Here is a 12,014-nt window from a genome sequence, read left to right as displayed (position 1 = left end):
CCGGAAAAGTCTGGTTGTCGTTTTTTTTATGATAAGTATGCTTCATTATTTTGCATGTAAACCATCTCATCGTATGAAATTTGTTCTCTTAACAGATTTGCCGTTGCAGGGGTGATTAATTTTTGTTCTAATTGAAGTTGAACAAAATTATATTCTAATTGAAAGGCATTTATAAAAATATTATTTTGTAAGATAAGTTCAGTCTCATTTGAAAACATTCTTCTGTGTCTAACTGATAAAAATTGTCTAACCAGAGTAACGGCCATTGAATTGTCAACAGTGGTAATAGAGGTTAAATAAGTAATTGCTGCCTGATAACTAGATTCCTCCATTAAAATAAAGTCATCTTTTGTATTATTATAATATTTTTTGAAAGTATTTTTTTGATTTTCAGTAACCTGAGATAGCGCTTTTTCGCCTTTCTTAATAGCAAAATGTTTAAATAAATGAAGTGAATAGAATTTCAAGTGTATTATGAGATGTTTAAGTGAAAATCCACGGGTTGATTGATAAGTTGTAGCAAGATACTTTTCGTACCAAGAACCAGTTTTTTCAGAAACCTGACCACTCGATAATAATTCATGCAAAATATTTTCTTCAATTTCTTGTGTTTTTTCTAATAGGTCATAAAAATCACTCTTTTTAGGCCGTTTTAAAAAATTTTGTTGGTTATATAGCGTTTCAATTACTGTTTGTCTTTCTGGACTAGGAATATTTGTGACATTAAGTTGTTCAACAGTGTAAATAACCATCTTAGAACGAATTTCACCAATATTTTCTAAAATAGTAATCTCATTCTTTTTGGTAATTAAGTGCGGTAGTAGGAAAGTAGGAACTAACATGCTAATTAATATAACTAATGCAGCTATAAAAATGATTTCATTTCTCATAGGGAATTCAATTCCTGAAACAGTTACTAATGGTAATGAGTATGCCATGGATAGTGTAATTGTTCCGTGAATTCCACTTAGGGCAAATGTAAAATCGTCTTTTGTTGATAAATTTTTTAATAGGAAGTGGGACCATAGAAAACGCATTAGTGTCATAATAAAGTAAATACCAATACTAATAACAAGTAAAATTAGTGAATTAAATCCTGAGCTTTTTAATAAATCCGAGGTAACAGTAGGCAATGTTAAACCTAGAACTACAAAAACAAACCCATTTAAAGCATCTGTAAGTACTTTCCAAATACTACTTGATATAAATTGTAATTTAGTTGAAGATAACCGTAAACGATCTTTTTGAACACCATGAATTAAACCGGCAGCAACGACTGCTAAAATACCTGAACAACCTAATTCTTCAGATATAAAATAAATTAAAAAAGGAGTTATTATTTCAATTGGAATCATAATTGCTGTATCTTCGATGTGCCAATTTAGTAACGTTAACCTTATTTTAACGAATACTAATCCTAAAAATGCACCAATTAAGAGTCCACCAAAAAATGATGTGCTAAAAGCACTTAGACCTTCGTTCATAGAAAAAGTACCTGAAGAGAAAGCAGTTAATGCTAAACTAAGACCAACAATACCAGATGCATCATTAAACAAGGATTCATTTTCCAATATATTCATCATTGACTCAGGAATCGGTAAATTTTTTGTCACTGAAGATACTGCTACTGTATCTGTGGGTGTGACAATCGCTGCTAACGCAAATGCTAAGGCAAGTGATAAATCAGGTAAGACTGAGTGAACTAAAAACCCAGTGACAATTATTGTTGCACCAACTAAAATGATGGCTAATGAAAGCGTCGTTAAAATATTTCTAGCTAATGCTCTTCTAGATGTATTTTGGGCTTCATTGAAAATAATAGGTGCAACGATTATCATAAAAAATAATTCTGGGTTAAGTTCGAAATGTTGGAAATTTGGTAATAAAGAAAGCGCTAATCCTATACCAATTTGATAAAAAGCTTGTGGAACTTTTGGAAACTTAACAGCAATCACATTTGCGATAACCACGCCACCAAGTAATAATAAGATAGCAGATAGTGAATCCATAATATTGCCTCCAATAATTTCAATTTAGAATGGTGTCTATTTTAACACATGTCTAAATTTAACAACATAATAAAAGGCTAAGTTATCTAAAATAACTTAGCCTTTTATTAATTTATACGAATAAGTTAATAAGCATAACACCACCGAGCCCTGAAACAGAGACGACTGTTTCAAGAACGGTCCACGTTGCGAGTGTTTCTTTAACGGTTAGATCAAAATATTCTTTAATCATCCAGAAACCAGCATCGTTTACGTGAGATGCAATTAAACTACCTGAACCAATGGCGATAACCATTAATGCAGGATCAACGCCTGACCCAGCTATTAAACCACTGACTAGACCGGCAGCTGTTAATGCAGCAACTGTTGCAGAACCAAGAGAAATTCTAAGAAGTGCAGCAATTAACCAGCCTAACAATAATGGTGATAACGATGAGGATTCAAACATTCTTGAGATAACATCTGCGACACCACCATCAACAAGAACTTGCTTAAATGCACCTCCACCACCAATGATTAAGAGTAGCATTGCAATTTGTTTAATGGCAACTTCAAGAGAAGCCATAATATCTTTGACTGGGATCTTTCGGGCAATACCCATTGAATAGATAGCGAACAGAAGGGAGAGCAGCATGGCAACGCCAGGAGACCCAACGAACATGAAAAAGGAATCTATAGAGTTAGGGTTCTTTGGTGTTATCCCTTTATTAATAATCATGTCGTAAACTGTTGAAATAGCCATAATTACAACGGGAAATAAAGATGTCAAAGTACTCATTGCAAAACTAGGTGTATCTTCAAGTTTAAATTCTTTTTGTGTTCCTAATGCGCTTAAATTTCCTTTTTGCTTAAATGCCGAAGGAATATATTTTTTTGCAATCATAGCGAAAAGTGGACCGGCAATCAATGTTACCGGAATAGCTAATAGTAATCCGTAAATAAGAACCATCCCTACATTAGCATTTAGTGCTGATGCAATTGCAGTTGGGGCGGGGTGAGGTGGTAAAAAGCCATGAGTAACTGAAAGTGCAGCTGCCATGGGAATCCCAAGATATAAAACTGAAATTCCTAATTCCGTAGCAATCGCAAAAACGATTGGGATCAATAAAACAATACCAACTTCGAAAAATAATGCAATACCAATAATGAATGATGCAAGTACGACTGCTAATTGAATCCATTTTCGACCAAATCGGTTAATTAAAGTAGTCGCAATCCGATAAGCACCACCTGAATCAGCAACCAGTTTACCTAGCATAGCACCAAAACCGAAGACTAAGGATAAATGACCTAATTGACTACCAATACCATTTTCGATAGAAGTCGTGATTTTATCTAAAGGCATCCCTAATCCAATGGCAACAACAAATGATGTGATAATTAATGAAACAAATGTATTTAATTTAAATTTAATGATTAATAAAAGTAAAAAGAGAATCCCAATAAAAACAATTAAAAGTGGCATAGTAACTTTCCCCCAATGAAACTAGATTTGATGATAATGTTTCCGCTGGAAATCAGCAATATTTTTATATTCAGCGCTTAATGACCTACTTACTCGAACAAATATAGGTAATAGCTCACGATATACTTCAAAGTTTTCTTTTTGTGGTTGGTGGACATGCATGGAACCAATCATATTTTCAACAGCAGATAGATCAGCAATTAAATGTAAACTTTGCATTCCTAAGACAGCTGCGCCAAGACAAGAACTTTCAAAACTTTCAGGAATTGTAACTTCTTGTTCAAAAATATCGGCTAATAATTGTCGCCATAAAGATGATTGGGCAAAACCACCTGTTGCTTGGATTCTAGTGGGTTTCCCAGCAATTTCAGTTAGTGCTAACATGACCATGTCTAAATTGAAAACGATCCCTTCAAGTACAGCTCGAGCCATATGCGCACGTGTATGTTGACGTGTTAAACCAAAGAATGAACCTCTAGCATTAGCATCCCAGAGTGGTGCCCGTTCGCCACCAAGATAGGGGTGGAAGAGGAGTCCATCGGAACCGGCAGGAACCTTTTCTGCAATTTGAGTGATGACTTCATAGGGATCAATTTTCATTTGTTCAGCAGTAATTTTTTCGGGTGTAAATATCTCATCGCGCAACCAGCGGAAGACGATACCGCCATTGTTAACTGGCCCACCAATGACCCATTTATTTTTGGCGAGCGCATAACAGAATAGTCTACCTTTAGGATCTGTAACAGGGTGATCGATAACCATTCTAACGGCACCACTCGTACCAATTGTGACAGCCGCAACACCCGGTTCGATAGCATTAACACCAAGGTTTGATAGAACACCATCACTTGCACCAACAATAAAAGGAACATCACGTTGGATACCAGTTATTTTAGAAAATTCAGTATTTAGTCCGGATAGTTGGTACGTTGTTTCAACTAGTTCTGGTAACTGTTCAGGTGTGACACCAGTTACAGATAATGCTTGCTTATCCCAATCTAAATTAAAAATATTGAATAAGCCTGTAGCTGACGCTAAAGAATGATCAATAACAAGTCGATCAAATAATTGATATAAAATATAATCTTTAATACCAACAAAATAGGCTGCCTGATTAAATAAATCTGGTTTATCATTCTTTAACCAAATTAGTTTTGATAATGGTGACATAGGATGAATAGGTGTTCCAGTTTTGAGATAAATTTCATGACCAACACCTGATTCATTTAAATCATCACTCCACTTGCTAGCTCTGTTATCAGCCCAAGTAATCGATCTAGTTAACGGTTTATGATTTTTATCAAGTAGAATTAAACTGTGCATGGCAGCTGAAAATGAAACGCCTTTTAAATCAGTGGGGCGTAAGTTCGCTTTTTTATTGACCTCAGTGATTGCTTTTGTTACAGCAGCATAAATTTCATCAGGATCTTGTTCAGCCATCCCATTTTCTTCTTGATAAAGTGAGTAACCAATATTAGCGTATTCAATTACGGTACCTTTAAGATCGTATAAAACTGCTTTCGTGCTTGTTGTTCCAATATCAACACCGATTATATGTGGCATAGTGATCTCCCTTGAATAAATAGTAGTATGAATAATAAAGTTTATTAAAATTACAGTTAACGCTTACATTATCGTCTTTGAGTTAATTTAAAGCAACTATCTTTACTTATTTAAAATTTGATAATAAAGGATAGAATGCTGCTAAAATTAAAAAGAAGGAAAGAATAATGATTAGAATAGTTTGACGGCGATTACCATGATGTAAGAATAAGTTTAAACATGAGGTAACAGCAATGTAACCACCAAGTATCATCAAAAAGATAAATGTATCTGTAATAGGATTTAAACTAATAAGCGAAAAAAGTCCCAGTATCAATAGCCAGTTACGACTATTTTTTTCCCAGGCTAACGAGCCAAAAAAAAGTGACTTATATGAAAATTTTCGACGTTTTTTTTTCGTAAATGTAGAAATATAAATAATAGTGGTCATAATAAACCAAATGGAAAGAATGAATGGACCGAGATATTGCATAAGTAAACTCCGTTAAATTTAATTTTTTGAAAATAAAGTTGATAAACGTGTCATAAAAGTCGATAAGAATCTTTCGGTTTCAACGGCAACAGCGACAACCGTTGTTGCTTGATTTGAATTTAGGCGTGTCTCGTCACCGATTGTACGTCCAGAAAAAGGCGCTTCTGTGTCAACTTTCATATTGATAGGTAAAGTAGTGACTAAAGATGCATCTATAGCAACGGCAACAGCTAAGGGGTCATGCAAAGCACAGCCGTCTAAATTTGTTTTTAGGTTTGCATAGGCGTTAATATAGTAATCAACAATATCGGCGAAAGCTCGACTTGATGGACTGTCAATTTCACGCCATAGCTCTGTTTCTTTTTTTGTTAAAAGTGTTTTAAGTGTTACGTCTAGACCTACCATTGTAATAGGCAATTTACTTTGGAATACTTCATTTGCGGCTTCTGGATCTTGATTAATATTTGCTTCAGCAACGGCAGTTACATTTCCAGGGATTGTTAAAGCACCACCCATTAAAACGACTTTACCAATTAATGTTTCAATTTTAGGATCTTTTTTTATGGCTAATGATAAGTTCGTTAATGGACCAGTAGGCACAATAATTAAATCTGATTGAAATTCATGTGCAGAATCGATAATAAAATCGATTCCAGATTCTGAGGCGTATGGTTGGCTTGATTTAGGGATTTTTATGTCACCTAAACCGTTCATACCATGTATTTCTTGGCTTATTTCTAAAGTATCAAAAGATTGAGTCGTGATTGAATGTTTCTCACCGAGATAAACTGGAATATTTGATTCACCTAATAAATTAAGTAAGTTCAAACTGTTTTGAACACCAGCTAGCATTTGCAGGTTACCGTAAGAACCTACAATACCAATTAAATCAATTTCGGTACTAGCGAGAGCATAGGCAATAGCCAATGCATCGTCAATACCAGTGTCTAAATCCAAAATCATTTTCTTTCTTCCCATAAATAAAACCTCCCCAATATTTTAATAACCTTAGTTTACCAAAAAAAGCGATAAATTGTTATCGTTTTCCTCTTTAATTAATGCATGAATGAATGCAATGCTTTATAATAAACTTTGAGAACTAAACAAAATTTGATGTAATTTAAATTTATTTAAAATATGAGGTGATAGTATGGCACAAGAAACATTGTTTGATTATTTAAAGAAGGAATTACCAAAAATTGATTTTGATGGTGATATTGTATTAGATTGGCAGAAAAAGGATCATACATTTACAGTAGATCTCACATTTTATGCTGAGAATAAGTCACAACAAGCAATTCTTGATATTGAAGGTGTTAACTCAGAATTACCCATTATTTCATTTGGGGATGCTATATTACTCTATGATGAAGAACGTTTTGACTCAAAGGAAGTTGAAAAAGAGTATTTAACAACATTACCCTTTCAAGGGAAATCGGGTTGGGAACGCTCAGAGGCAGCAGCATTTATTAACTATTTACAAATTGTACTAGACAATGGTCAAAGTGATTTGTTAGATTTTTTGAATGATGATGATGCTGAATTCTTTGAACTAAGTTGGTCAGCTAGCGATTTTGAAAAAATTCAAAAAGCACAAAGTACAGAAAAAAGTATGCGATTAATTTATCCAAAATTTTAGGAGGATTTCAATTTGAAATGGACAGAAGTAAGTATCTCAACAAGTAGTGAAGCTGTAGAAGCGGTTTCTAATATTTTAATTGAAAGTGGTGCTGAAGGTGTCCAAATTGATGATTCAAAAGATTTTGAAAAATTAATGCAGGATAATTTAGACGGGAACGATTTTACATCAGTTGAGCACCAAAATGATGGAGCAAAGATTTCTGCCTTTTTCCCTGAAACTATTTTTATTCCTGAAATATTGCCAACTATACAGAGTAGGGTTAATCAATTAGCTGATTTTGGACTTAATCCGGGACGTGGTCTGATTGAATTGAATGAAGTGGATGACCAAGGTTGGGGATTGGAATGGCAACAATACTACCATCCGGTTAGAGTTACCCGATTCCTAACAATAGTACCAAGTTGGGAGAAATATCAGGTGGTCCAACCTGATGAAAAAGTGATACGTTTAGACCCTGGTAAAGCATTCGGTACAGGAACACATCCCACAACCCGGCTAGCTTTGGTAGCACTAGAGCAAGTAATACGTGGAAATGAATCTATGATTGATGTTGGAACAGGTTCAGGTGTTTTAAGTATTGCTGCAAAACATCTTGGTGTTGGTCATATTGATGCGTATGATTTGGACGATATTGCAGTAGATGCTGCCGTATTAAATTTCAACTTAAATCCAATTGCAAATCAGATACATGTAGCAGCTAATGATTTACTAAATGGTATTGATAATAAGGTTGATTTAATTGTGGCTAATATTTTGTCCGAAATTATTGTACCGTTAATTCCGCAAGCTAGAAGAAATTTAAATCCAGGTGGCCATTTTGTGACATCTGGGATTATTGCAGATAAAGTCGATTTAATCAAGGAGTCACTGGTAACTGGTGGATTTGAAATACAACAGATTTTAAATATGGGTGACTGGTTCTCAATTATTGCAGTTAAAATGGATTTGGAAGGTTAGGTAGTAAAGATGCAGAGATATTTTTTGAAATCTGATGAGTTAATTTTAACAGATGAGGATTTTCATCATGCAATTAAAGTTATGCGTTTGGCTGTTGGTGATCAAGTTGAACTCGTTAAGCAATCAACAGAGGTTGTTGTTGCAAAGATGAAACAGGTTACTGAAAGTTCAGCTACTTTTGATTATCAAAAGACAGTAGAAACATTAGTTGAGTTGCCAGTAGAAGTAACAATTGCGTCGGCTCTTTCAAAAAAAGATAAGGCAGACTGGATTGTACAAAAAGGTACAGAAATGGGGGCTGCCCATTTTATATTTTTTAATAGTGATTTTTCTATTGCAAAATGGGATCAAAAAAAGCAGGCTAAAAAAATTGAACGTTTAAAAAAAATTGCTAAGGGTGCTGCAGAACAAGCACATCGAACTAAAATTCCAACGATTTCATACGCTAAAAAAATTGATGAGATATTTCAACAATCTTATGATATTCAGATTGTTGCATATGAAGAATCTGCTAAACAAGGTGAGGTTAGCCAACTAAAAAAATCATTTGATTTGATTGAACCTAATCAAAATATGATTGCGGTATTTGGTTCAGAGGGTGGTATTTCAAAATCAGAAATTGATAAGTTAGCTACAGCTGGTTATCAAAAGGTAGGCTTAGGACCTAGAATTTTACGTGCAGAGACTGCTCCGTTATACTTATTAGCGAGCCTTTCATTTGTTAGTGAATTAAGTTAAGTAAGGCATGAGAAAACGAAATGAGGAAATATTTTTGAAAAATTTTCTAAGCATAACAGCTGCATGGTACTTAACGGTAAGTATTGCCATCGGAATTGTGGTCCCGATGGTACTGACCTTAGTTAATGCAAACGATGTTATAAAAATTGGTGTTTCTTTATTTATAGTAAATGTCATTTTTTCTATCATTATTGGTGTTATTATTGGTAGAAATGATCATAGTTTGATTTTTAACTTTTTCTTTCCAGTTATTTTTGCAATAGGTGTGTTGTGCCATTTATTTCAAAGTATCACTATCTTTTTTGCAATTATTTATCTTTGTTTATCATTATTAACATGGGGAATTTCAAAAAAATAATACAAATACTTTATGAATACATGAGTACGCGGACTGCATTATGGAATCGCGTATTTTTATTTTATATAAAAAGAGGTGTGTAGATATGACAAAAGAAGAAATGTGGAGTGCTAGAGACGTTTTGGAAATCGTTGAAAGCTATATGAATGAAGAACATGTTGCATTTGTACAAAAAGCATGTGATTTTGCTACCTATGTTCATAAGAATCAATATCGTAAGTCTGGCGAACCATATATAATGCACCCAATACAAGTTGCTGGTATTCTTGCAGAATTAAAAATGGATCCGGAGACTGTTAGTGCAGGATTTTTACATGATGTTGTTGAAGACACACCAGTTACTTTAGGTGATGTAGGCGAACTTTTTGGTAAAGATGTGCAAGTAATTGTCGATGGTGTAACAAAATTAGGTCAAATTCAATATAAATCTCATCAAGAGCAATTAGCTGAAAATCATCGTAAATTATTGTTAGCGATGTCTAAAGATTTACGTGTTATTATTGTGAAATTAGCAGATAGGTTACATAATATGCGGACGTTAAAACACTTACGTCCAGATAAGCAACGACGAATTGCAAATGAAACGTTAGAAATATATGCACCATTGGCAGACCGTTTAGGTATTAGTACGATTAAGTGGGAATTAGAAGATAGTTCATTACGTTATCTGAACCCCCAACAATACTATCGAATTGTTCATTTGATGAATTCTAAACGTGAAGAACGTGAGGCTTATATTTCTGGAGCTATTGAAGAAATAAAAGTTTCCATTAGTGATTTAAAAGTTTCAAGCGAAATTTATGGGCGACCAAAGCATTTGTATTCTGTCTATAAAAAGATGAAAGACCAACATAAACAATTCTCTCAAATTTATGACCTCCTAGCTGTTAGAGTAATTGTTGGATCAATTAAAGATTGTTATGCGGTACTTGGGGCAATACATTCTAGATGGAAACCAATGCCTGGAAGATTTAAAGACTATATTGCGATTCCAAAGGCTAACTTGTACCAGTCTCTGCATACGACTGTTGTCGGACCAGAGGGACGTCCTTTTGAAGTTCAAATTAGAACAAAAGAGATGCATGAAATAGCTGAATTTGGTGTAGCAGCACATTGGGCTTACAAAGAAGGTGTGAAAGAGAAAGTTCAGCAAGATGACGCGGGTACAAAATTAAATTGGTTTAAAGAAATTATTGAATTACAAGATGAGACTGATGATGCTTCTGCTTTTATGGAAAGTGTTAAAGGCGATATCTTTGGTGACCGCGTTTATGTATTCACACCTAAAGGTGATGTTTTTGAATTACCCAAAGGTGCAGGACCACTTGATATGGCCTACAGTATTCATACTGAAATTGGACATCATACAACGGGTGCAAAAGTTAACGGAAAGATTGTGCCATTAGATTATCAAGTCAAAAATGGAGACATTGTTGATATCTTAACTAGTAAAAGTTCAATAGGACCAAGCCGTGATTGGGTTAATTTGGTGCATACAAATAAAGCTAGAAATAAAATTAAACACTTCTTCAAACTACAAGATCGTGTTGCTAATGCAGCTAAAGGTGAAGATTTATTGACGATGCAATTAATTGATTTAGGATTTGATCCTAAAAAAGTCATTACAAAAGAAAATATGAAACAGCTTTTGGATAAAAGACAATTGTCTGAATCAGATGACTTGTATGCTGCAATTGGATTTGGAGAGGTAGCAACGTTAGGTGTCGCCAATGCTTTAACGGAAGATATTCGCTCTAAAGAAGAAGAAGTTCGACAAGTTAATGAGCAGAAGGCAATCCTTGAAGAACATAAAGAAATGAAAAAACCAGACGTATCTGAAAAAAATCGTAAAAGTAGCCATGATGGTGGTGTTGTAATTGATGGCGTCGATAACTTACTTGTTCGATTAAGTCATTGCTGTAATCCTATTCCAGGAGATGACATTATTGGTTATATTACAAAGGGGCGTGGTGTTTCAGTTCATAGAACTGAATGTCCTAATGTTATTAAAGCTGAAGAGTCCGGGGAAAGAATTATTAGTGTTAAATGGGATAAAACCATGGATGATAAATCTAATTATCAATCTGATTTGGAAATCCAAGGGTACAATCGTTCTGGACTTTTGAATGATATTTTACAATCATTGAATAATACAACTAAGCAATTAAGCTCAGTTAATGGCCGTGTTGATAATAATAAAATTGCGACAATGGATGTTTCAGTTGGCGTAAAAGATATTGTTCAATTAGAAAGAATTATGGAAACTTTGAAAAGTGTTGAAGACGTTTATGCTGTTAAAAGGAAAATTCATTAATTTTCTAATGGAGGTACTAAAGAAGTGAAAATTGTTGTTCAACGTGTTAAAAAGGCTAGTGTTTCGGTAAATGGTCAGGTATTAAATCAGATTAATGTAGGATATCTTTTATTGGTGGGATTTAAGACGGGTGATACATCTACTGAGATAGATTATATGGTAAAAAAAATCTCTAATTCCAGATTATTTGAAGATGATATGGGAAAAATGAATTTAAGTATTCAAGAAATAAATGGAGAAATTCTATCTGTTTCACAATTTACTTTGTACGCGTCAACAAAAAAAGGGAATAGACCAAGCTTTACAGATTCTGAAGAACCTAATTTAGCTGAGGAACATTATGATGAATTTAATCAAAAATTGGCTGAAATAGTAACTATTGTTAAACCAGGTCAATTTGGAGCAGATATGGATGTTGAACTTATAAATGATGGACCAGTAACAATTATTTTTGATACAGAGAAAAAATAAAGGATGTATTAGAATCAACTCTAAT

Annotated in this window: 11 protein-coding genes; 6 read left to right on the top strand and 5 right to left on the bottom strand. The window is 34.0% G+C overall.

All coding sequences use genetic code 11. The features are described 5' to 3' along the window. Nucleotides 1-26: 26 nt before the first annotated feature. The 5 genes from AC1RPQ_RS03460 to AC1RPQ_RS03440 all read right to left on the bottom strand — a co-directional run bounded on the left by AC1RPQ_RS03460 (nt 27) and on the right by AC1RPQ_RS03440 (nt 6,487). Entirely contained in the window at nt 27-2,009 is a 1,983-nt protein-coding gene (locus AC1RPQ_RS03460) for a cation:proton antiporter (protein WP_481761373.1), read from the bottom strand. 112 nt (nt 2,010-2,121) lie between these two features. Further along, on the bottom strand, nt 2,122-3,474 hold the full coding sequence (locus AC1RPQ_RS03455; protein ID WP_481761372.1) for a gluconate:H+ symporter: 1,353 nt from the start codon (nt 3,472-3,474) through the stop codon (nt 2,122-2,124). Nucleotides 3,475-3,495: 21 nt separating this feature from the next. Next, the gene (gene gntK / locus AC1RPQ_RS03450; RefSeq protein ID WP_481761371.1) at nt 3,496-5,037 is read right to left on the bottom strand and encodes a gluconokinase; all 1,542 of its coding nucleotides are present in this window, start codon (nt 5,035-5,037) and stop codon (nt 3,496-3,498) included. 106 nt (nt 5,038-5,143) lie between these two features. Beyond that, nucleotides 5,144-5,467 carry a hypothetical protein gene (locus AC1RPQ_RS03445; RefSeq protein ID WP_481761370.1) on the bottom strand — a complete coding sequence of 108 codons (324 nt, stop codon included), beginning with the start codon at nt 5,465-5,467 and terminating at the stop codon, nt 5,144-5,146. A 60-nt stretch (nt 5,468-5,527) separates the two neighbouring features. Next, entirely contained in the window at nt 5,528-6,487 is a 960-nt protein-coding gene (locus tag AC1RPQ_RS03440; RefSeq protein ID WP_481761369.1) for a nucleoside hydrolase, read from the bottom strand. Nucleotides 6,488-6,659: 172 nt separating this feature from the next. Here AC1RPQ_RS03440 and AC1RPQ_RS03435 point away from each other — a divergent pair, with 172 nt between their 5' ends. The 6 genes from AC1RPQ_RS03435 to dtd all read left to right on the top strand — a co-directional run bounded on the left by AC1RPQ_RS03435 (nt 6,660) and on the right by dtd (nt 11,989). After that, on the top strand, nt 6,660-7,148 hold the full coding sequence (locus AC1RPQ_RS03435) for a DUF3013 family protein (protein ID WP_481761368.1): 489 nt from the start codon (nt 6,660-6,662) through the stop codon (nt 7,146-7,148). A 12-nt stretch (nt 7,149-7,160) separates the two neighbouring features. Beyond that, on the top strand, nt 7,161-8,108 hold the full coding sequence (prmA, locus tag AC1RPQ_RS03430; protein ID WP_481761367.1) for a 50S ribosomal protein L11 methyltransferase: 948 nt from the start codon (nt 7,161-7,163) through the stop codon (nt 8,106-8,108). A gap of 9 nt (nt 8,109-8,117) precedes the next feature. Next, nucleotides 8,118-8,846: a 16S rRNA (uracil(1498)-N(3))-methyltransferase gene (locus AC1RPQ_RS03425; protein WP_481761366.1), complete on the top strand. Its 729-nt coding sequence runs from the start codon at nt 8,118-8,120 to the stop codon at nt 8,844-8,846. Nucleotides 8,847-8,880: 34 nt separating this feature from the next. Beyond that, nucleotides 8,881-9,204 carry a hypothetical protein gene (locus tag AC1RPQ_RS03420; protein ID WP_481762180.1) on the top strand — a complete coding sequence of 108 codons (324 nt, stop codon included), beginning with the start codon at nt 8,881-8,883 and terminating at the stop codon, nt 9,202-9,204. Nucleotides 9,205-9,289: 85 nt separating this feature from the next. Then, nucleotides 9,290-11,518 carry a RelA/SpoT family protein gene (locus AC1RPQ_RS03415; protein WP_409022473.1) on the top strand — a complete coding sequence of 743 codons (2,229 nt, stop codon included), beginning with the start codon at nt 9,290-9,292 and terminating at the stop codon, nt 11,516-11,518. 24 nt (nt 11,519-11,542) lie between these two features. After that, nucleotides 11,543-11,989 (top strand): D-aminoacyl-tRNA deacylase, encoded by a 447-nt coding sequence (gene dtd / locus AC1RPQ_RS03410; protein ID WP_481761364.1) that lies wholly within the window; start codon nt 11,543-11,545, stop codon nt 11,987-11,989. Nucleotides 11,990-12,014: the final 25 nt, after the last annotated feature.

The organism is Dellaglioa sp. CoH-57-MRSF-21 (assembly GCF_056781915.1).
This window is presented reverse-complemented; position numbering and strand designations above follow the sequence as displayed.